At 41.7% G+C, this 21,575-nt stretch carries 28 protein-coding genes; 8 read left to right on the top strand and 20 right to left on the bottom strand.

All coding sequences use genetic code 11. From position 1 onward, the window contains the following. The first annotated feature begins 124 nt into the window (after positions 1-124). Positions 125-2,131, top strand: a complete 2,007-nt coding sequence (locus C228_RS0108205) for an OPT family oligopeptide transporter (RefSeq protein ID WP_018652154.1) — start codon at positions 125-127, stop codon at positions 2,129-2,131. Between the two features lie 43 nt (positions 2,132-2,174). Here the strand turns inward: C228_RS0108205 and dprA are convergent, their stop codons facing one another. After that, a complete protein-coding gene (dprA, locus tag C228_RS0108200; protein ID WP_018652153.1) occupies positions 2,175-3,329 on the bottom strand; it encodes a DNA-processing protein DprA in 1,155 nt (384 codons plus the stop codon). 185 nt (positions 3,330-3,514) lie between these two features. Between dprA and def the strand changes: the two genes are divergently transcribed. From def to C228_RS0108185, 3 genes are all read left to right on the top strand, one after another. After that, positions 3,515-4,027, top strand: coding sequence for a peptide deformylase (gene def / locus C228_RS0108195; RefSeq protein WP_018652152.1), 513 nt, complete (start codon positions 3,515-3,517; stop codon positions 4,025-4,027). A 139-nt stretch (positions 4,028-4,166) separates the two neighbouring features. After that, positions 4,167-5,093 (top strand): ADP-glyceromanno-heptose 6-epimerase, encoded by a 927-nt coding sequence (gene rfaD / locus C228_RS0108190; protein ID WP_018652151.1) that lies wholly within the window; start codon positions 4,167-4,169, stop codon positions 5,091-5,093. A gap of 307 nt (positions 5,094-5,400) precedes the next feature. After that, positions 5,401-5,895, top strand: coding sequence for a hemerythrin domain-containing protein (locus C228_RS0108185; RefSeq protein ID WP_018652150.1), 495 nt, complete (start codon positions 5,401-5,403; stop codon positions 5,893-5,895). A gap of 78 nt (positions 5,896-5,973) precedes the next feature. Here the strand turns inward: C228_RS0108185 and C228_RS0108180 are convergent, their stop codons facing one another. After that, complete coding sequence (locus tag C228_RS0108180; protein WP_018652149.1) at positions 5,974-6,303, bottom strand: DMT family transporter; 330 nt, start codon at positions 6,301-6,303, stop codon at positions 5,974-5,976. Positions 6,304-6,390: 87 nt separating this feature from the next. Then, a complete protein-coding gene (locus tag C228_RS0108175; protein ID WP_018652148.1) occupies positions 6,391-6,681 on the bottom strand; it encodes a YfcZ/YiiS family protein in 291 nt (96 codons plus the stop codon). Positions 6,682-6,884: 203 nt separating this feature from the next. Between C228_RS0108175 and C228_RS0108170 the strand changes: the two genes are divergently transcribed. The 3 genes from C228_RS0108170 to C228_RS0108160 are packed head-to-tail and all read left to right on the top strand — an operon-like array spanning position 6,885 to position 8,529. Continuing rightward, complete coding sequence (locus C228_RS0108170) at positions 6,885-7,193, top strand: helix-turn-helix domain-containing protein (RefSeq protein ID WP_018652147.1); 309 nt, start codon at positions 6,885-6,887, stop codon at positions 7,191-7,193. Continuing rightward, positions 7,181-7,498, top strand: a complete 318-nt coding sequence (locus C228_RS0108165; protein ID WP_018652146.1) for a HipA N-terminal domain-containing protein — start codon at positions 7,181-7,183, stop codon at positions 7,496-7,498. The genes C228_RS0108170 and C228_RS0108165 overlap by 13 nt, the downstream gene beginning before the upstream one ends. Beyond that, the gene (locus C228_RS0108160; RefSeq protein WP_018652145.1) at positions 7,498-8,529 is read left to right on the top strand and encodes a type II toxin-antitoxin system HipA family toxin; all 1,032 of its coding nucleotides are present in this window, start codon (positions 7,498-7,500) and stop codon (positions 8,527-8,529) included. Before C228_RS0108165 ends, C228_RS0108160 begins: the two co-directional genes overlap by 1 nt. A gap of 45 nt (positions 8,530-8,574) precedes the next feature. Here the strand turns inward: C228_RS0108160 and C228_RS0108155 are convergent, their stop codons facing one another. From C228_RS0108155 to C228_RS0108080, 16 genes are all read right to left on the bottom strand, one after another. Next, positions 8,575-9,207: a tellurite resistance TerB family protein gene (locus C228_RS0108155; protein WP_018652144.1), complete on the bottom strand. Its 633-nt coding sequence runs from the start codon at positions 9,205-9,207 to the stop codon at positions 8,575-8,577. A 172-nt stretch (positions 9,208-9,379) separates the two neighbouring features. Further along, complete coding sequence (locus C228_RS0108150) at positions 9,380-9,670, bottom strand: putative quinol monooxygenase (protein ID WP_018652143.1); 291 nt, start codon at positions 9,668-9,670, stop codon at positions 9,380-9,382. 15 nt (positions 9,671-9,685) lie between these two features. Continuing rightward, positions 9,686-10,498 carry an urease accessory protein UreD gene (locus C228_RS0108145; RefSeq protein ID WP_018652142.1) on the bottom strand — a complete coding sequence of 271 codons (813 nt, stop codon included), beginning with the start codon at positions 10,496-10,498 and terminating at the stop codon, positions 9,686-9,688. A 44-nt stretch (positions 10,499-10,542) separates the two neighbouring features. Then, complete coding sequence (gene ureG, locus C228_RS0108140; RefSeq protein WP_005613192.1) at positions 10,543-11,178, bottom strand: urease accessory protein UreG; 636 nt, start codon at positions 11,176-11,178, stop codon at positions 10,543-10,545. Positions 11,179-11,275: 97 nt separating this feature from the next. After that, positions 11,276-11,959 (bottom strand): urease accessory protein UreF, encoded by a 684-nt coding sequence (locus tag C228_RS0108135; RefSeq protein WP_169334420.1) that lies wholly within the window; start codon positions 11,957-11,959, stop codon positions 11,276-11,278. An 11-nt stretch (positions 11,960-11,970) separates the two neighbouring features. Beyond that, positions 11,971-12,534, bottom strand: coding sequence for an urease accessory protein UreE (gene ureE, locus C228_RS0108130; RefSeq protein ID WP_026313242.1), 564 nt, complete (start codon positions 12,532-12,534; stop codon positions 11,971-11,973). 104 nt (positions 12,535-12,638) lie between these two features. Further along, positions 12,639-13,256, bottom strand: coding sequence for a glutathione S-transferase (locus C228_RS0108125; RefSeq protein WP_018652139.1), 618 nt, complete (start codon positions 13,254-13,256; stop codon positions 12,639-12,641). A 125-nt stretch (positions 13,257-13,381) separates the two neighbouring features. Further along, positions 13,382-15,100, bottom strand: coding sequence for an urease subunit alpha (gene ureC, locus C228_RS0108120; protein WP_018652138.1), 1,719 nt, complete (start codon positions 15,098-15,100; stop codon positions 13,382-13,384). 11 nt (positions 15,101-15,111) lie between these two features. Beyond that, a complete protein-coding gene (gene ureB / locus C228_RS0108115; RefSeq protein ID WP_005599002.1) occupies positions 15,112-15,417 on the bottom strand; it encodes an urease subunit beta in 306 nt (101 codons plus the stop codon). 126 nt (positions 15,418-15,543) lie between these two features. Then, entirely contained in the window at positions 15,544-15,846 is a 303-nt protein-coding gene (gene ureA / locus C228_RS0108110; protein ID WP_018652137.1) for an urease subunit gamma, read from the bottom strand. 66 nt (positions 15,847-15,912) lie between these two features. Beyond that, positions 15,913-16,815: an urea transporter gene (locus C228_RS0108105; protein WP_018652136.1), complete on the bottom strand. Its 903-nt coding sequence runs from the start codon at positions 16,813-16,815 to the stop codon at positions 15,913-15,915. Between the two features lie 37 nt (positions 16,816-16,852). Continuing rightward, positions 16,853-17,482: an energy-coupling factor ABC transporter ATP-binding protein gene (locus C228_RS0108100; protein WP_018652135.1), complete on the bottom strand. Its 630-nt coding sequence runs from the start codon at positions 17,480-17,482 to the stop codon at positions 16,853-16,855. Between the two features lie 26 nt (positions 17,483-17,508). Beyond that, positions 17,509-18,126 carry an energy-coupling factor transporter transmembrane component T family protein gene (locus C228_RS0108095; RefSeq protein ID WP_018652134.1) on the bottom strand — a complete coding sequence of 206 codons (618 nt, stop codon included), beginning with the start codon at positions 18,124-18,126 and terminating at the stop codon, positions 17,509-17,511. Continuing rightward, the gene (gene cbiM / locus C228_RS0108090; protein ID WP_018652133.1) at positions 18,126-18,734 is read right to left on the bottom strand and encodes a cobalt transporter CbiM; all 609 of its coding nucleotides are present in this window, start codon (positions 18,732-18,734) and stop codon (positions 18,126-18,128) included. Before cbiM ends, C228_RS0108095 begins: the two co-directional genes overlap by 1 nt. Continuing rightward, a complete protein-coding gene (locus tag C228_RS13490; protein WP_018652132.1) occupies positions 18,735-19,214 on the bottom strand; it encodes a hypothetical protein in 480 nt (159 codons plus the stop codon). Next, positions 19,214-19,900: a DUF4198 domain-containing protein gene (locus C228_RS0108080; RefSeq protein WP_018652131.1), complete on the bottom strand. Its 687-nt coding sequence runs from the start codon at positions 19,898-19,900 to the stop codon at positions 19,214-19,216. Before C228_RS0108080 ends, C228_RS13490 begins: the two co-directional genes overlap by 1 nt. A 222-nt stretch (positions 19,901-20,122) precedes the next feature. Between C228_RS0108080 and C228_RS0108075 the strand changes: the two genes are divergently transcribed. After that, positions 20,123-21,022, top strand: a complete 900-nt coding sequence (locus tag C228_RS0108075; protein ID WP_018652130.1) for a LysR family transcriptional regulator — start codon at positions 20,123-20,125, stop codon at positions 21,020-21,022. A gap of 79 nt (positions 21,023-21,101) precedes the next feature. On the opposite strand, the gene C228_RS0108070 is transcribed toward C228_RS0108075, so the two are convergent. Further along, positions 21,102-21,563, bottom strand: coding sequence for a nuclear transport factor 2 family protein (locus C228_RS0108070; protein WP_018652129.1), 462 nt, complete (start codon positions 21,561-21,563; stop codon positions 21,102-21,104). Between the last annotated feature and the right edge of the window lie 12 nt (positions 21,564-21,575).

The following is a 21,575-nucleotide window of genomic DNA, read 5'->3' as shown; positions in this document are numbered from 1 at the left end:
ATTTTTTGCGCTATATCATAAATTTGTGTAAATAATCGTTGGAATGCACGCAAAATAAGCTGAATAATTATCTACATTTGTTGGTTTTCCTATAATATGTTGTTTTATTTATATTGGAGGACTTATGCATAATCCTACAGCTCTACGTGAGCTAACCTTACGGGGCATGATTTTAGGGGCGCTGATCACAGTGGTGTTTACCGCTTCTAATGTTTATTTAGGACTGAAAGTAGGGATGACGTTTGCATCGTCTATTCCTGCTGCAGTGATCTCAATGGCCGTACTTAAAATGTTCAAGGGTTCAAATATCCTTGAAAACAATATGGTACAAACCCAAGCCTCATCTGCGGGTACGCTTTCTTCGGTAATTTTTGTGATTCCGGCATTATTAATGATAGGCTACTGGCAAAACTTCCCGTTTTGGCAAACCTTACTTATCTGTATTTCTGGTGGGATTTTAGGAGTTATCTTCACGGTACCATTACGTAATGTGATGGTAGTAAAAAGTGATTTACCTTATCCGGAAGGCGTTGCGGCAGCAGAAATTTTAAAAGCCGGTGATGAGTCAAATAGCAAAGATAGTGGCATAAAAGAAATCGTATCAGGTGGTCTCTTGGCTGCATTAGTGAGCTTCCTGACTAACGGTTTACGTGTAGTTGCTGACGGTGCAAGCTACTGGTTTAAGGGCGGTAATGCGGTATTCCAGTTACCGATAGGCTTCTCTTTTGCATTACTCGGTGCAGGCTATTTAGTCGGTATGATGGGCGGTATTGCTATGTTAGTCGGTACACTCTTTACTTGGGGTGTTGCGGTTCCTTACTTTACAGCGACTACACCAATGCCGGCTGATGCGGATATGATTAGCTTTGCGATGGGTTTATGGAAAAATAAAGTTCGCTTTATCGGGGTAGGAACTATCGGTATTGCGGCAATCTGGACATTGCTCGTATTGTTCAAGCCGATGTTACAAGGTATGTCACAAGCTTTCCGTGCGTTAAAAGATCCGACATTACAAAATGTGGAACGTACCGCACAAGATCTGTCACCGAAAACGATGATTTATACCGTACTCGCTAGCGTGGCGTTAATCATTATTGCATTAGTCAGCTTCTTACAACCGGTCGGTTTATCGATGGAATTAGCTTTCTTACTAGTTGTACTTTGTACGATTCTAGCGGTGGTAGTCGGCTTCTTAGTCGCAGCGGCATCCGGTTATATGGCTGGTTTGGTTGGTTCATCATCAAGTCCAATTTCAGGTATCGGTATCATCTCAATCGTGATTATCTCGCTGGTTCTGATGGCGGTGGGTAATGCGATCGGCTTAATGGGAAATGCGGACGGACAACGTTTCCTCACGGCATTAACCATTTTCACCGTATCAATCGTATTCTGTGTTTCGACTATTTCAAACGATAACCTACAAGATTTAAAAACCGGTTATCTAGTTAAAGCAACGCCATGGCGTCAGCAATTTGCGTTAATTATCGGTTGTATCGTAGGTGCATTCGTTATTACACCGGTATTGGAAATACTTTACCACGCATACGGTTTTGCCGGTGCAATACCACGTGAGGGAATGGATACGGCACAAGCACTTTCTGCACCGCAAGCTACCATTATGATGACCATTTCTAGCGGTATTTTCTCAAACAGCCTTGAATGGACTTACATTTTAGTTGGGATCGCTTTCGGGATTTCATTAATTATCGTGGATACCTTACTGAAAAAAGCCAGCGCAGGCCGTTTAGGTTTACCTACTTTAGCGGTGGGTATCGGTATTTACTTACCGCCGGTGGTAAACGTACCGTTAATTATCGGCGCATTACTTTCTTGGTTGGTTAATCGTCATATCCAACGCCATGCAAAACGTAGCGGTAAAGATGTTGAAGCGACAAGCAAAAAAGCTGAACGCTACGGTACACTTTTCGCAGCCGGTTTAATCGTTGGTGAAAGCTTAGTCGGCGTACTGTTAGCCTTTGTGATTGCAGGTTCGGTTACTTCGGGCGGTTCTGATGCACCGTTAGCGCTAAATCTCGAAAACTGGGGTGGAATGGCAGAATTACTCGGCTTAGTGCTTTTCTTGATCGGCTGTATTATTTTCGCTCTTCGTGTACTACAAGCGAAAAAATAATTTTCTATCTTTTGAATTAAACGGCATCTACAGATGCCGTTTTTTATTGTCTGACATAACCGCCACTCACCTGCTTAATTACACTCAATAATTCCAACCCCAGTAACTCGACTAATAGCTTTTCCACTTCCAATGAGGTTGCTTTCGCCAAATCGTCAATCGAAATCGGATCAAGACCGATATGCTCCACAATTTGTTGCTGACAAGCGGTCATTTCCGGCAATTTTTTTGCAATATAATTTCCCTTATTTGGCACATTGGCTTTTGCAAAAAATTGTACTTTTTCGACCGCTTGTTCCAGCTCAAACAGAGCTTGTTGTCGAGGCTGATCCGGCAGTTGATATTGAATTGCCTGTAAAATATCCTCTATCGTCTCAGTTAAAAGCGCCCCTTCTTTGATCAATTTATGACAGCCTTGTGCATACGGGTTCTGTACCGAATTGGGAAGCGCAAAAACTTCTCGTCCTTGTTCCAACGCATAACGGGCGGTAATCAGTGAGCCGCTATTTAGCGTGGCTTCCACTACTAACGTACCAAGCGATAAACCGCTGATAATCCGATTACGACGAGGGAAATTCTCGGCAAGCGGCGGTTGATTCGGGAAAAATTCCGATACTAACGCCCCGCCGCTTGCGACAATCTGATCCGCCAGTTTTTTGTGCCTTGCCGGATAGACCTGATCTAAACCGCTGCCCAACACAGCAATAGTGATACCCTGTTCCGCTACCGCTCGCTGATGACAAAAGCCGTCTATACCAATCGCTAATCCGCTGGTTACCGCTAGATGATGTTTAATCAGCTGCTCGGTAAAATAGCCCGCCCAGTATTCTCCATATGCGGAAAAATCTCGGCTACCGACAATCGCAATTTGCGGTAAGCTCAAACTACTTAGCGAACCTCGCACAAATAATACCGGCGGTGCGGTGCTGATTTGCCGTAATAAAAACGGATATTCCTCATCAAATAAGGTCAATAAACGTTGATTCGGTTGTTCCGCCCACGCCAATGCACTCTCAATCCAACGCATTTCCGGATTAAACCAGCGCTGAATTTGTTTTTCGTTCCAACCGATTTGTTGTAATTGGCGCTTGTCATATTGGCAAAATTGGGCAAAATCTACTTCGGATAACAGGCGAGCAATTCGCTGCGCACCTAATTGTGGAATTTGTAATAATTTCAGTAAATCAGTCTGTGACATTAATAAGTTCCCCAAATTAATTATGGATTATTGAAAGGAAACATAGACAAACCGCAATTAAACAGGTAATTTAGTCAGACATTCGTCTTATTTTGGCTATGTTTTTCACAAAATAGCCAATCATAAGAAAACGAGTTAATTAACCAATTTATAATTTTTTATTTTTCGATTGAGATCACAAAAAAATGTCAGTTTTAGAAGTTGTACTTTACCCGGATGAAGGGTTAGCAAAAGTGTGTGAGCCTGTCGCACAGGTGGACGATGAATTAAATCAGTTCATCGATGATATGTTTGACACGATGTACGAACACGAAGGAATCGGTCTTGCCGCACCACAAGTGGGCGTATTAAAACGTGTTATTACGATTGATATTGAAGGCGATAAAACTAACCAAGTGGTACTGATTAACCCAGAGATTCTAGAATCATGCGGCGAAACCGGTATTGAAGAAGGTTGTTTATCGATCCCCGGTCATCGTGCGTTAGTGCCACGTAAAGAAAAAGTGAAAGTAAAAGCATTAAACCGTAAAGGTGAAGAAGTGATTTACGATGCGGGCGGTTTATTCGCTATCTGTATCCAACACGAAATCGACCACCTCAACGGAGTGCTGTTCGTGGATCATATCTCTGCACTTAAACGCCAACGCATTAAAGAAAAAATGCAAAAACTCAAAAAACAAATTGAGCGTGCAAAATAATCCTATCTATTAAAAAAGCGAGCATTGTCTCGCTTTTTCTTTGTTTGCTCACAAGCGGTCTAATTTGCTGCAAAATTTGCAAATCCGTCCTAATCCACCGATAATATCCCCGTTTTTAATTTCAAAGAAGGAAAAAGCTATGATTATCGTAACAGGCGGCTTTGGTATGATCGGTAGCAATATCGTCAAAGCATTAAATGACATCGGCAGAAAAGATATTCTTGTTGTAGATAACTTAAAAAACGGCGAAAAATTCGTAAATTTAGTGGATTTAGATATTGCGGATTATTGTGATAAAGAAGATTTTATCGCATCGATCATTGCCGGCGATGATTTCGGCGATATTGATGCGGTATTCCACGAAGGTGCTTGCTCGGCGACCACCGAATGGGACGGCAAATACTTAATGCACAATAACTACGAATATTCAAAAGAGTTATTACATTTCTGTTTAGATCGCCAAATTCCGTTCTTCTACGCATCAAGTGCGGCAACTTACGGTGGTCGTTCAGATAACTTTATTGAAGAGCGTAAATTTGAACAACCGCTCAATGCTTACGGCTACTCAAAATTCCTATTTGACGAATATGTACGCCAAGTTTTACCGGAAGCGGATTCTCCGGTATGCGGTTTCAAATATTTCAATGTGTACGGACCACGTGAACAACACAAAGGCTCAATGGCAAGCGTGGCGTTCCACTTAAACAATCAAATGCTGAAAGGCGAAAACCCGAAATTATTCGAAGGCTCAGAAACCTTCTTACGTGATTTCGTGTATGTGGAAGACGTCGCGAAAGTGAATATTTGGGCGTGGCAAAACGGTATTTCCGGCATTTACAACATCGGTACCGGCAAGGCGGAATCATTCCAAACGGTGGCACAAGCGGTGATCGACTTCCATGGCAAAGGCGAAATTGAAAAAATCCCATTCCCGGACCATTTAAAATCTCGCTACCAAACCTTCACCCAAGCGGATTTAACTAAACTCCGTGCGGCAGGCTACACCGGTACATTTAAAACCGTAGCCGAAGGTACGAAAGAATATATGGCGTGGTTAAATCGTTAATATCTGCCTAACAAGCGGTTGTTTTTTGTGGTTTTCTTACCAAAAACAACCGTTTATCGATGGTTTTCCAAGCTAAACTTTTTAACCCCGGAAAACACAGATTATACTGAATTTCAGGTATACGCTGGCGCGAGTGTCCTCACTCGTGCCTTTGCTGTTTTTGGGGATATATGACACGAGTTTTTTGTACAAAATGACCGCTTTTTGATTTAGGTCTAACCGCTACCCCGTCTTGATTATAGAGTCGCCTCACTTCCAAATTTATAATTCCTACTAATTTAATCAACTATATTATTAGGAGTTTACAATGTCCGTTTCAGCTGATAAAGATTGGCGTACTGCACCGCTTGGCGAAATCATTGATTTTATTATCCCCCGTTTTCACGATACACATCGCAACCAATTACCAACCCTGATTGAATTGGCGGAAAAAGTGGAATCCGTTCACGCTGACAGTACCGACTGCCCGAAAGGTTTGGCAGAGCTTATTCGTAAAATTTATGCGGATTTAGTGAATCATATGATGAAGGAAGAACAGATCCTGTTCCCATTAATTAAAGCCGGCAGGGGCAAAATGGCGGCGGCACCGATTTCCGTGATGGAAGCTGAACACGATGAAGCCGGTAATGATGTCGAAAAAATGCAAAAACTAACTAATAACTTTACTCCGCCTGAGGATGCTTGCACATCTTGGCGTAATCTATATCAAGGCTTACAAGAATTTGCTGCCGATTTAGATGCTCACGTGGATTTGGAAAATAATAATTTATTCCCTCGTGCATTAGCCAGTGACCAGCCTTAATCGAAAACAGGCGGTTGATTTTAAAGGAAAATTTGCAAAACCCTTCCAAAAATTAACCGCTTGTATCTCATTCACAAATTAAGCCGAAGCCTTTGAAAATAGGTTAAGTACCAATACGCCAGCAATAATCATCCCCATGCCAATAAAACCTGCCAAATCCGGTTTTTGCCCGAAAGCGAAATACGCCACAATAGCGGTTAGCACGATACCGACGCCTGACCACACCGCATAAACAATACCAATCGGCAACGTTTTGGTAATTACCGACAATAAATATAACGCTACCCCAAAAGCGCCAATTGCTACCGCAGTCGGTAACGGTTTGCTAAAGCCTTCGCTCGCCTTAATGCAATTACTGCCGATTACTTCAATGACAATCGCAAAGCCTAATAAAATCCAAGAGTTCATAAATTTCTCCGAAAATAAAAGCGGTTGGATTTTGCTTATTTTTTGCAAATTTCTAGCAAAATCCAACCGCTTTTCAAATAAGTTAAATTAGATAGCACGTGTTCCTAATTGGAAAATCACCACTTCCGCTTGGCAACTGAAACGGAAATTCGCATCCAGTAAAAAACCGCCCTCTACCGCTTTAATTTCGCTAGTAATTTCACACGGCTCACTTTCCGTATCACGTGCTTTTTGGGTTAATTTCACAAGCGCTTGTTCCGCATCCGCTTGTGTTTTATACACTTTTTCAAATTTCGCATCTCGTTCACTGTTATCAATGATTGAGCCGACATCAAAAGTGTTACAACCCACACATTCAACCGGTTTATCTGATTTCATAAAAAACCCCTATAAATTTTAGTTAATCACATAAATACTTTAATACTAAACAGATTGTTAAGCAACATACTTAAATCATCATATATGAACTATAAATGTATAATATTATCCATTATGGATTAAAAAAGAACTTTATTTTATTAAAAAACTCAAATATGATTCTTTTAATATAAAATTAAACAGGAAGGGGTCATACATAATCTATGACAAATATAAATTTACTATTAGAAGAACAAATTGATGCATTAAAAACATTACAAAAACAACTATTCATGCACGAACAGGCTCAAAAGCAGCAGTTAATTGAAGGAAAGATCGAAGATTTAACCGCTTTCGGGCAGTTACTTAATCAAAAACGTAAAGCGTTAAATATTGATTTATATACCTTGGAATTACAAACCAATGTCTCATCATCAACATTAAAACGCTTATTTCAAGATCCAAGCCAAGTGAGATTTTCTACCGTGCTGCTTGTTGCTAAAACATTGGGAGTTTCACTATGCGCAGTATAAAACGTTCGGCACAAGTCTTTTTATATGATGAACCGGTCGGGCAAATTTACCAAGATGATATGGGGTTTCATTTTTCTTATTTTAAAGATTATGTCGGTATTCCGCTCTCACTAAGTTTGCCTGTTGCGCAACAACACTTTCATTCGGAACACTTGTTTCCTTATTTTGCCTCATTAATACCTGAGGGTTGGCTCAAAGCAAAATATAACGTCTTACAAAAAATCGATGAACAGGATCAATTCGGATTATTGCTCAATAATGGGGAAAATATGCTTGGTGCAATAACGATTAAACGGGAGGAATAATGCAAAATTGCAGAGTGCTACTCACACAACTTACTGATACAGAACAAAAATCAGGATATAGCCAAAAAGGATTGTACTATTTGACCGGACAATCTGACTTTATTCCGGTTTTACCGTTCAGTCGCCAAGATTTCGGTACGTTAGAGCCTCGTAAACAGCAAGGAATGAGCATTTCCGGTTATCAACCTAAACTTCAATTAGTGATTTACGAAAAACAATTTCAAAGTATTGCTCAACAAGGAAACTATATTCTAAAGCCCTCTCCCGAAGATTATCCATTTTTAGCGGAGAATGAACACGCGACTATGCGGTTGATGGCGGAGTTAGGATTTCGTGTGCCGAAAAATGGACTCATTCCATTTCAGTCTGAATCAGAAAAAACCGAATATGCCTTTGTAATTAAACGTTTTGATCGCACGAATGATAATAAGCCTATTCATCAAGAACAGTTAGATGGCGCAATGAGCGTTACGGAAAAATACGGTAAAACGGGAAGCGATAACGAGCAATATATTAGCTATGAACAAGCGGTTAAATTTATCTTACAACATACCGAAAATAATCTCGCTCAACAACAGGAGTTATTTAGACGGATTGTTTATGCATATTTGCTAGGCAATAATGATTTACACCTACGCAATTTCTCGCTGGTTTACTCCAAAACAGGGGAAGCAAACCTTGCTCCGATTTACGACTATGTTTCCGTTGTACCGTATAAAGCGATATTTGAAGGTACTATTTTAGCTTTACCCTTGCTTGCTAAAGAGGAAGGTAATAAAGAACTCGCCCACGGCTTTACTACACAACACGGCGAATATATCGGACAAGATTTTATTGAATTTGGCGAAAACATTGGGCTAAACCGAAATGTAATATTAAAAAAATTACTTCCGCAAATACTAAAAGAAAAGGCGATAGTTGAAAGTGTTTATCTGCGTTCTTTTATGCCGTTGACACACCAAGAACTCGTCTTAAAAAATTACCATCGGCGTTTACAATTACTTCAAATCATTGATGAGCCTAGCCTGTAACAAAAAGCCTTTAAGTGTATCACTTAAAGGCTTTTTCCCATTTAATTAAAAACCCGCTTGTTGTTCTAATTGCTCAACTAACGCATCGTCTAAACCAAGCGCTTCCGCGAGGTCGGCAAGGAAAACAATTTCTTTACGAGCTAAATCGGCACATACCACACGAGCGGCTAAATAAACTTGCGCCGCTAATGCCGGGTTATTACCGACTTGTGCAGCAATTTGTTGTACGGTTGCCGGTTGGTACATCGTTTGTTCAATCCATTGTTGAATTTCCGGATCTTGGCCTGCTTCGCCTAAAAGCGCTTGTCTTTCTTCATCAGAAATCGCACCGTCAGAAGCGGCAGCTGCAATCATCGCTTGTAAAATTACTTGGCTGCTTGCCTGTGAATTTTGTTCTGTTACCGCAAAATTTTCTTCACTCACCGGTGCAGCCTGCGTTTGGTTTTGCTGATATTTTTGGTAAGCCTGATAAGCAAGACTACCGATTGCTGCTAATGATCCTAATTTTGCTAAGCTTGAACCGCCGTTACGACCGAAGATCATCGAAAGAATACCGATTGCCGCTGCACCGCCGCCAATTTTTGCCACTTTATCTGTGGTAGTATTGCCGTTTATTGCATTTTTTGCTGATTCCTGTGCTACGCTTAACACTTGATTTAAAATTTTGCTGAAATCCATAGGGTTTCTTCTCCAATAAGATTGAGGGTAAATGCACTTAGCGAACTAAGTACTGATTTAGTCACCAAATTAACAAGAAGTGCTATCGCTTGCCAAGCAAATTTGCCTATCATTAAAAAAGCAAACGATCATAAATTCTGAAAATACGGCCGCTTGTTTCAATTAAAGAGAATTAAACTTCAAGTAAATCTACGATATTAATCGCTATCGGCTGACTTAATAACTCGGCAAATTTAGCGCCTGCATCAATAAAATGCGCTTGCTGAGTATGCAACGCCAAATCTTTTTGCGATTGCCATTGTTCCACAAAAGTATAAACATTCGGCTGACCTTGCACCGCACCACAGCCGTAAGAAATACAACCTTGGTCGTTAAGTGAAGCACGAATTAAGTTTTGTGCTAATGCTTCAAATTCTGCGATTTTATCCGCTTTTACATGGCATACTGCATAAACTGCGATCATAATTGCTCTCCTAAATTAAACAATATTGGACTGAGCTTTTAAAACTTGCCCAATCCGCTCAAATAAATGTTGAATGATATCCGCTTGATGTGCAAGCACTCGAATTATTAATCCGCCGTCATTTAGCTGGGATACCCCCACCAACATCTCTTTTTGCTCGGTAATCAAGGCTTGTAACTCACTCACAAGCGCCTTAATTCCTAAGGCATTTTTTGCCAAATTGATGTAGGTTAATGAACCTTGATGCGAAAAATCTTCCATTTGGCTCAATGACGTCAATGCCATTTTTGTCGGTAGCCACTGAATACGGTCGGTAACAAGCGGTCGATTTTTGTGAGAAATTCGCAAATAGGACGCAAAATGACGGAAGGCAAATCGCTCTCCGTTTAACACACGCCCAATCGCCACAATCTCGCCATAAATCAGCTCGGCCTGCTCGCCCATCTCAATTTCTGTGGTTTGCTTAAATCCGCTGTCTTTATGCAGCACCAACGGATGCGGAAGGTAAAACAAGCGGCTATTTTTGCCCAATTTTATGCACGTTTTTTGCATTGCATAATCGCTCTCATTCATTGATTGCACACGGGTAAACGCCTGCGTGTTCAACGAAAGCGCAGTACCCTCCGCCAAAGTCATCTCTATATCCAGCTGATCGCCCGCCAGTAATCCCGGCGATGACGACATCTGCATCGCATTCAAAGCATTGCGCCAATGCGAATCCAAATTCGGCAAGGTCATCACCTTAAACGGCGGCGACACAAAATATTGATCAAGCTGTGTTTTACCCTGCGAAGTAAGTTTTGTTGAAAGTAAAAGTTTGCTTTGCATTTTATTGCTCACTCTCACCCCCCCGAGGGAGAGAGTTATAGTATTTAACGAACTAAAGACGCCGGATCTTCAATATTTTTTAACAACGCGTATTTTTCGATCCAACCGATCACGCCATCAAGGTTTTCGTTTTTCATCAAGTTAGTGAAAATAAACGGCTGACCGTTACGCATACGGCGTGCATCTCGCTCCATCACGCTTAAATCCGCTCCCACAAACGGAGCAAGGTCAGTTTTGTTAATCACTAATAAATCTGAACGAGTGATACCCGGGCCACCTTTACGTGGAATTTTCTCACCTTGAGCCACGTCAATCACGAAAATGGTTACATCGGCTAAATCCGGGCTAAAAGTTGCCGACAGGTTATCACCGCCCGATTCGATAAAAATTAATTCCACTTCTGGAAAACGAGCTACCATTTCGTCCACCGCTTCAAGGTTCATTGAAGCATCTTCACGAATCGCCGTATGCGGGCAACCACCGGTTTCCACACCCATAATACGTTCAGGTGGAAGCAAACTGTTTTTAGTTAAAAACTCCGCATCTTCCTGCGTGTAAATGTCATTGGTAATTACCGCCACACTATAACGGCTTGCAATTTCACGAGTTAAACGTTCAATTAATGCGGTTTTCCCCGCACCCACAGGACCTGCAACCCCGATTTTGATATACTTACGCATTGATTTTCCTTTTCGCTACGGACGCGAAGCATCGCGTCTCTACAATAAATTTGAATAATGTGATTGGTAGGGACGCCACGCTTGGCGCCCGCCAATATTAAGACATATAAAGCCTTGTATAAAGCTGTTCGTGTTGCATTGAGCGAATGTCGCTTGCCAGTGTTGCAGAGCCTAGCCAGTCAGGATCAGGATTGAGGCTATTTTCGACTGCTTGTGCAAGCGGTGTGCGAAGTGCAAACAGGATATCTTGCCCGTCCATTTGGCTCAACGGTACCAGTTTCACGCCATTAGTAACTGCCCCTACTGCGGCATTGTAGTAGAACGCATAGAGCGTTTCGGCTTTGTCAAGATTCATCGCTTGAGCCACCACCGCAAACACGATTGGGAAATAACCCTGACAACGCTTTTCGCTGATCGCTTGTTGGAAAGCACTCAGTAATGGATGATTTTCATAACGAATAAAAATCTTCAGCAATCGCACGCCTAATTTATAACTGCCTTCACGGCTTTCTCGGGCGATTTTTGTGGACGAAAGTTCTTGATCTAACGCCAACAAGCGGTCTAAATCGTGGTTTGCCATGGCATCAAATGCTAACGATAAATATGCACCGTCATTGTAAATCCAGTTCTGCATCAGCTGAGTTTGAACATACTCTTCAAGACTTGCTCGACTGTTCACTTTGCCTTGTTGCACAAAGGTTTCCAAACCGTTTGAATGGTTAAACCCGCCGATGGGGAGCGTTGGATCAACTAAGTGCAACAACGCCCCTAACTGCCCCATACGTGCGAAATCTAATGCTTGTGCCAATTTCCGTCTCCGTGATGATGATAGCCGTGATGATCGTGCGAATGGCTATGTCCGTGAGAGTGTCCGTGTCCCTGCGCGGAATTTGCTCGCAACGCTTGGCTTAAACGGCGTTCTGCTTTTTTCGGTTCAAATCCAGCCGCTTGTAGCCATTCAAACATCGGTTTGTCGTACGGCAGCGTGACTTCATCACCATCTAAAAATAATGGCGAATGTTTATTACCGATTTCATAGCAAGCACGAGCCATCTCAGGCAAGGTTTTCGGTGAAAGCACAATCACTTCGCTTGGCACGATTTCGATTGCAATCACAAGACTATCGCTCACAAACACCACATCATCGTGTTTTAAACGTTGTCCTTCTTTTAAAAGACGAAATGCCACTTCACGTCCCGATTGGCTTTTTTTACGCAGAATATTCCGCTCACTCTCAAACCATTCAAGCGGCACATAATCAATTTTCTGGGTGGTAATTTGCCCGCTCGCTTTAAGTGCCGCCAAATTACCTAAAATTTCTTCCATTACCGGAAGGATTGGGTTAAGGATTTGCATAATTATATTTTTCATTATTTTCCTAGCACGAGCCGTGCTAGGTTCGTTAATCCAAGCCACGTTGTGGCTTGGATTAGCTAACCGCATATGGCTCGTATGCGGGATTACACGTGTGGTTTCGTTTCCGCTAACACCGTATATTTGCCATTCATTTCTTCCGCCCAAGCGGTCAAATTCGGGTGATGTTTTGCAAGATCGTAACCAAGTTTTTCGGCACGGAACTGCAACCAATCAATTAAGCAAACTGCAGTAATTGTGCCGATATTTAGCTCTGTGCCGAATGGCTCAATCGCTTTTTCAAGCTGTGGGAATGAGCGAATATTACGATCCATTAACTGTTCTTGGCGACTTGTCCACCATTCATTTTCAGGGCGAAGTAAACGTTCAGCCATAATCGGTACGGTGTTTTCTAAAATACCGTCCGCAAGGTTATGTAACGCTAATGCCGCCCAGCGTGGTTTACCACTTTCTGGGAATAATTTCGGTTGGTCGCCTTTTTGATCAAGGTATTCGCAAATCAGCTGACTACCAAACAACCAGTTTCCACAATTACGTTGTAGAGCGGGTACACGTCCAAGCGGATTGTCTTGGTTGTGTGGTGAATTTGGATCGAACGATGAGTTAATTTTTAACAGTTCGGTTTTATCTTCTAATTGTTGGTGTTTTAATGTGACTAACACTTTACGCACGAAAGGGCTAGTGGTGGAATACCAGAGTTTCATAGATTCTCCTTACAAACCTAGCACGAGTCGTACTAGGTTCATTAATCTAAGCCGCTTTGCGGCTTTTTCCAAGAGCCACAAAGTGGCTCGGATCAGCGAGCTGCATACGGCTCGTATGCAGGAATTTAGAACAAGAAATAACGCTGTGCAAGCGGCACTTTAGTCGCGGGTTCACAAGTAATATGCTCGCCGTCTACACGTACTTCATAGCGTTCCGGATCAACGGTAATTTCAGGCGTTGCATTGTTGTGAACGAGGTCCTTTTTGCCTACATCACGACAGCCTTTTACCGCTAGGGTTTCTTTCTGGATGCCGTATTGAGTTTTGATATCCACATCTACGCTGGCTTGTGAAACAAAGTAAACCGCACTTTCGGTATTCGCTTTCGCATTCGCCCCGAACATTGGGCGGTAGAATACCGGTTGTGGCGTTGGGATTGAAGCGTTCGGGTCGCCCATTTTCGCAAAGCTGATAAAGCCTTTTTTCATCACAAATTCCGGTTTTATGCCGAAAAATTGCGGTTTCCATAGTACGATGTCAGCCAGTTTACCCTCTTCAAGCGAGCCAACGTATTGGCTGATGCCGTGAGCAATCGCCGGGTTGATCGTATATTTCGCAATATAGCGTTTAATACGGAAGTTGTCGTTACCTTCATCGCCCAATGCGCCACGCTGTGCTTTCATTTTATCTGCCGTTTGCCACGTACGAGTGACTACTTCGCCGACACGTCCCATTGCTTGTGAGTCTGAACTCATAATCGAGAACACACCCATATCGTGCAGAATATCTTCCGCCGCAATTGTTTCGGGGCGGATACGACTATCTGCAAATGCGACATCTTCCGGCACACGTTTATCTAAATGGTGGCAAACCATTAGCATATCCAAATGTTCGTCAATCGTATTCACAGTAAATGGACGAGTTGGATTGGTTGAAGCTGGCAATACGTTCGGGTACATCGCCGCTTTAATAATATCCGGTGCATGACCGCCGCCGGCACCTTCGGTGTGGAAGGTGTGAATAACACGTCCGTCAATTGCCTTCATCGTATCTTCTAAGAAGCCACTTTCGTTGAGCGTATCGGTATGAATTGCCACTTGCACGTCCATCTCGTCCGCCACTTTTAACGCTGCGTCAATCACCGCCGGTGTTGCACCCCAGTCTTCGTGAATTTTTAAGCCTAACGCCCCAGCGACAATTTGTTCTTTAAGCGGTTCAAGCGTAGAACAGTTACCTTTGCCGAAAAAGCCGATATTAATCGGTAACGCTTCGCAAGCTTGGAACATTCTTTCAATATTGAATTTACCCGAAGTACAAGTGGTCGCGTGCGTGCCGTCCGCCGGGCCTGAACCACCTCCTATCATGGTGGTAATACCGTTTTCGATAGCATGTTGCGCTTGTTGCGGACAAATCCAGTGAATGTGAGTATCGATACCGCCTGCAGTCGCAATTAAATGTGCGCCGTTATGTACTTCGGTACTTGCGCCGATAATCATATTTGGCGTGACATTATCCATGGTGTCCGGATTACCCGCCTGACCAATGCCGACAATACGTCCGTCACGAATCCCGATATCCGCTTTAATAATGCCTAATTTTGCGTCAATAATCATCACATTAGTGAGGGCAAAATCCAATACGTTCGGATTATCACGGGTGGCGGTACTGGATTGTGCCATGCCGTCACGTACCGACTTACCGCCGCCGAATTTACACTCATCACCTTTAGTTAAAAAATCTTGTTCAATTGTCGCCCATAAATCGGTGTCGCCTAAACGGACTTTATCACCGACTGTTGGACCATAAGTCGCTACATACTGACTGCGTGGGATTGTTAATGCCATTTTCTTACTCCCTATAATTTGCCGTCGATTTCGTTATGGAAACCGTAAATCACTTTATTACCACCAAACTCAACCAGTTCTACCTCTTTCGCTTCACCGGGTTCAAAACGCACTGCATTGCCGGACGGCACATTTAAGCGCATACCGCGAGCCTGCAAGCGGTCGAATTTTAGGGCGTGGTTGGTTTCAAAAAAATGATAGTGCGAACCGACTTGAATCGGACGGTCACCGCTATTTACGACTTCTAATTTGACGGTTTTGCGACCCACATTCGCTTGTACATCACCGTCTGCTAATTGATATTCTCCGGGGATCATTTTTTATTCCTTATGTTATTACCCTCTCCCTCAAGAGGGAGAGAGACAGCAGAAAATTGCGTCAGGCAATTTTCTGCAGAGAGAGTGGGATACCCTCTTCCACAGAGGGAGAAGGTATCACTTGTGCTATCTAATCGGATTGTGCACTGTCACTAATTTAGTACCGTCCGGGAAAGTGGCCTCGATTTGGACTTCGTGAACCATTTCCGCAACGCCTTCCATTACATCGTCAACCGTCAGTAACGTTGCGCCGTATTGCATCACTTCCGCCACCGACACTCCGTCACGAGCGGCTTCCTGCAAGTGGCTAGCGATGTAAGCAATTGCTTCTGGATAATTTAATTTCACACCACGAGCTTTGCGCTTTGCAGCCAGCTCTCCCGCAAGAAACAACATCAGTTTTTCTTGTTCTCTTGAAGTTAAATGCATTTTGTACCTTCTTAATTTTATGAGTTATTTATAAAATCCGGTTCCCAAGAGGGGAAGAGGAAAAATTTATGGATTGAGTAATTGCACTAATTTATGTTTATCAAATGCAGCCTTATCCAATCGTTTCTTAACGATCAATAAAAGCCAGCTGGCAACGATAAATCCGATGGTATAAGTTGCCAGTCCTGTTTGAGCAACCGCATATTGAATAAGAATAGCAAGTAAAGTGCCGATAATGACATATAGAAAATGGCGTAATTGTGTGCCGGCAAAAGCACACGCCACTAAAATAGGAGAGAAGCCATAAATGCCGTTGGCAAGACTATTGTGATCGATTCCCGGTAAATGATGAGCAAATGCCGCACCTATCGCAGCTGCCGCTACACCATACATTGCTGCAATGGGTGAACTGATAGCAATCGCTAAAAAAAGTAATGTACCGGTCACCATACTGGTTCCAAAATTCACTTCTGCCCAAGCATAGAAAGGTTCTTGGATTGCATCGAGCGTGCCGGTGTAATCCGCTAAAGGAGGCGTTGTCTGGGTTAAACCGAATAAACCTAATTTGGCGATTCCCCAACAAAAGAACCAGCAGCTCAACACAAACGGAAAGGTAAATGCGACTTTATTCTTTTTCACAAATAAACGCATAATTAACGTTGCAACAATCGAAGCAACAAGACCGATGCCCCAAATTAAAGGATTAGACGCATCCACTTCCGCAAAGGTAAACATGGTGCACATAAACGCTAGACTTGCATTAAAGCCATAAAGCCCTTGGCTAATTTGCTGTGGCGGATACTTTAATATTTTAGCCGTCAGCGTACCGATAAGTGCGCCGAGAAAACAGCTTACCCCTAACGTCCAGTGACTAAAAAACATCGCAATAACAATGACCAAACCGGACAAACCATTTTCTTGCAAAAAGATTTGCCCTATCCCAGTAAGGGTAGTTTTAAGAAGCTTCATTTCATTTTCCTGTGTGTTTGCATAGGTGGCTTTGCCACTATTTTTGTAAATAAAGCGTTTTATCTGCTAACTGTCGTGTAAAGGTTTGATCGTGCGAAACCACCAACATCGGTAATTGGAGTTGTTTGAGTAAAGCGGTCAATTTCGCACAGTTTTTTGCATCTAAACCATTGGTCGGCTCATCAAGCAGTAGTAGTTTGGGTTTCATCGCAAGTACGCCGGCTAAAGCGGTAAAATTCTGTTCACCACCGGAAAGCACATTCACCGGACGATCTTTCAGATATTCAAGATCTAACATCTGAAGTTGTTCAAGCGCGATTTGATAAGCTTGTACTTGGGTGTGGCCTTGGTTTAACACACCAAAGGCAACATCATCTAATACGGTAGGGCCAAATAATTGGTCTTCTGGATTTTGAAAACAAATTCCTACTTTGCCACGAAACGGCACAAAATCTTTTTCTCGTTGGCAATGCGTGCCAAACAAATAAATATCACCGGAGTGAATCGGCAAGAAACCGAGCAATGAAAGCAGTAGTGTGGATTTTCCTACACCAATTTCCCCCTGTAAAAATACTCGTTGCTGCGGTTCAATGGCAAAACTTAGGGCATTTATGACCGCTTGTCGATTGCGAAAAACCGTCAGGTTGTTAATTTCCAATATACTCATTTTTTATTTTTATACTTAGCCGCAAATCATTTAGCGCCAAATTTAAAGCCTCGTGCTTTCAGCGCCATTTCCGTTCTTTCCGCTCGCACCATGGCATGAATAAGCAATAATGCCACGCGTTGTGAAGTGATTTTCAGGGTGAGCCAATTGCATTTCGGCTGATAGCCCCGTGCTCGCATTGCGATATCCATCTTGCGGTTTACTTCATTTAATACGGAAATATAGCGAATACTTAAAACAAAGAGATGAATTAATTTTGGCGAAAGAGGAAGCCGACTGATAGCCTGAACGAGTATGGTCTCATTCACATTTAATAGTAGTAGCCACGTTGCACATAAAATTAAATTCATCCGTAAGCTAATTAAGCTTGCCAACTCAATACCATGCGGATTCCATTGCACGGAAAATGCATCCAAACGCCAACTTAGCGTCAGCCAAATCAATAACGTAAAAATATTGAATTTTAGCCAACGGCGGACTAAAGCTTTTAATGATCGTCCATAAAAAGTTTGACTAATCAGAACACAAGGCACTAAACAAGCGGTCAGAAAAAGTAAAATATTTACCGATTTCAACCCACTGATTATTACGCCAAATACAAACAAATAAAACAGCCGCCAATGTGCTTGAAATAAATACGCCATTATGTTTCTTGTAGTGCGTTAGGATACATTTTTGCCAATGTAAATAATGTGCCGACACTCACGATACTATCGACTAAAAATATTGGTAAATGTGAGGCGATCAATAAGCCAATCAAATCCACGTAATTCTTACCGCCATCAAACGCCAATGCCGTCGCAGCAAGTAAGATTGCCCCACCGACACCAATTACACCTGCACCAATACCAGACAACATTAATTGTCGGCGGGAAAGATTTACCGCAAGTGTTCGGCGAAACATATAATGTACAAGTAACGCTGGTAGAGCCATGACGCACAAATTTACGCCCAAGACAGAAAAGCCGCCAAATGAAAACAGCAACGTTTGCAAAACCAATGCAACAAAGAAGGCGGGAAACACAGCCCAACCTAAAAACAGCCCAGCCATACCATTTAAAATTAAATGCACGCTACCAATGCCGACAGGTACGTGAATGGTTCCAGCAACAAAAAATGCGGATGCAAATAATGCCGTTAACGTTAAACGACTATAATCCAGTTTACGCAAGCCAATTGTCACTCCGACAGTCGCAATAACGGCACCAACAAGTAGTGTTGGGGCATGAAAAACGCCTTCTGATAAATGCACTTAGCTTTTTTCCTTCCTTGCTTTTAATAGTGTAACAATCCCAAATAAGCCCAAAATATAACCAATTCCGCCAACAAGATCGTGCAGATATATTTTATGTTTTAACTTCTGAATATCTTCTCGTAAAACTTCAAACTCAGCTTGCCCTAACGTACGTTTAATAACGTTATCGGCGATCCCCTCGGCACGATGCCCCTCCGCTCCTTCGACCACTACTTTAAATGAACCGTCGCCAGAAATCGGAATAGAAAAACTGCCGTAAACATCGGTTTTTGCTGTAGCAATCGGTACGGTCTCGCTCCCATCTTTCCCCAATCTAAAAACTTCCAAATAAGTTTCAGCAGCTGGCGATTGATCGGAATAAAATGATTTGCCCGAAATCTCATGTCCGTCATAAAGCGCAAATAAATGTAGGCTATGCGCTGAAACACCTAAAGAGGTTAATGCAAATAGCATTACTAATAAATATTTTAATCTCATTATTTTACTTCAAACGTCAGCATGTACTCGATTGTTCGTTCCGTATAATCCGGATGAGCAACATCCTTTTCTTCAAACTCAGCCCAAACTTTGTTATAACCGGCTACCGGCATAAATTGAGCAATCCCTTTTTCATTTGTCAGATTAAAAGGTTTATCCTCACCTAATCCAACCTTAATACCGGATACCGGTTTACCATAATGTAATACCAAAATATCCATCGCTTCACCCGCTACCGGTTTTGAAAGCGGAACAAGCTCGTATTCCAATGAATGAGATTTAAATGAATCGGCATTCCACACCAGAATCGCTTTACCCAGTTTGATTGGATTTAAGCTAAGAACGGCTGTCGGTTCTTGTGCTTTGGTTTTCTCTACATACTTACCACTCGGTAATTTCGACCAAACACCATTATTAAATTCCAAAAACACCATAGAATGACGACCAGCATTAAAATAGGCTTCACCTTGATTAAATTGAGGTTTTATGGAAGAGAGAACACCATTCTTTTGTAGTAATTGAATAGATTGGAGTTTGGTTTCAGGATAGGGTTCTGTGATTTCATGGCCAAATTTCACAACATATTCATTCGTATTTTTTGTTGGTTCTAGCCATACATTGTGAGCTTGAGCAATAGAAATCGAAAGGAATGAAATAAGCCCTAACACCCCACTTTTTAATGACATACAAGATTCTCCTTAAATATTCTTAAAATATCACCAAATCTAGTTATTTATTATAGAAAAGATTTACTTATTGCTCAAATAAATAAAATTAATCATAACCATGCAAAATATTTTAGGATGTAAAATATATGATAAAAGACATAAACTGCTAACTTTCTATATTCAAATTATTGGTATTTTTATACAATCAATTTCTCTCATTCTTTCCGATAGCAAAACAATATGTTAAATAAACTTGATGCTTTGAAATACTTCTGCACTGTAGCACAAACATTAAATTTCCGAGAGGCGGCAAATCAATTAGCGATTTCTCCGCCTGTCATAACACGGGTTATCAATGCATTGGAAAGTGAATTAGGCGAACAACTTTTCAAACGAACCACACGCAATATTACGTTAACAGATTTCGGCGAAGAATTTCTATTACACGCAAAACAGCTTTTAGCTGACAGCGAGCGGATTTTTAGTTTAGGCAAAAAGCAACAAGATGAAATGGCCGGCACGGTACGCATCACACTGCCTAAACTGCGTGACCAAGAACAAATATTATTTGAACTGCTACAGGCTCTTAAACCTTATCCGGATTTAATTATTGATTGGCGAATCGATGCCGCACGCTTAGATAATGTCAAACATCGAATAGATATCGGTATTCGAGCCAGTAAAGAGCCAGATCCAAATTTTATCGTGCGCCCATTGATGAAAATATACGATATTTTTGTCGCATCACCCGACTTTATTGCACACTGGGGAATGCCGAAAGATTTGGATGACTTACGAAAGAATTTTCCGTTCAGTAGTTTAATTAATGTAACAACAGGTCAGCCGTGGGATATTTTCATTGATGAGGATACCATTCTCGTTCCACAGAAATTAGGCTTTATCACCACAGACATTTATAGTGAATTACAAGCAGTGCTTGCTGGCAGAACAGTGGCGCATATTAGCAGCACGATTTGCAAACCATATATTGAAAATGGGCAACTTGTACAACTTTTCCCAGAACAGCAATTTGAAAAGTGGCAACTTTATTTATATCGTCCTTATCAGCCAATTACTTCACCTCGAGTGTTAAAAGTTTTTGATCTGCTAACTGAAATTATGCAAAAACGTTATAAATAAGCATAAAAAAGCGGTCGAATTTTGCAAAAAACTTGCAAGCTCCGACCGCTAAGGTGAACACTGTTCTTATATGGTTAGCTTACGCTTCCACAGCTGTTACCACAATTTTGGTGATTTGCACTTTATCGCCGTTTTGTTTCGTATCAATATCAAATTTGACATTCCAGCTGCCTGCCTGATCCCACATATCACCGAATACACGCGCAGTAACTAATAATTCATCATAACCTTTTGATTTGATTTTAGATTCTTGAATCGCACCGTATTTCATTCCGCCTTTTTGGATGTTTTTAATCCATTCTTGCTTTGTCATTGTGTCATTTTTCGCAGTGATCAATTCAAAATCATCCGCTAACAAACTTTGCAACTTAGCAAAATTAGGGTTAATCAATGCATTGTTTAATTCTTCATATACATCAATTACTCTTTCTTGTTGCTCTTGCTTTGCCTCTACATTCGCAATTACAGGTAAACTCGCAGTAATACTTAAGGAAATGCCTAAAAAAAGTGATAAAAAGATATGTTTAAACGTTAATCTCATTATTATTCCTCG

The organism is Actinobacillus capsulatus DSM 19761 (assembly GCF_000374285.1).
GTDB lineage: Bacteria > Pseudomonadota > Gammaproteobacteria > Enterobacterales > Pasteurellaceae > Actinobacillus > Actinobacillus capsulatus.
Note: the sequence above shows the minus strand (reverse complement) of the source record. Positions and strands in the feature narration are given on the sequence as shown.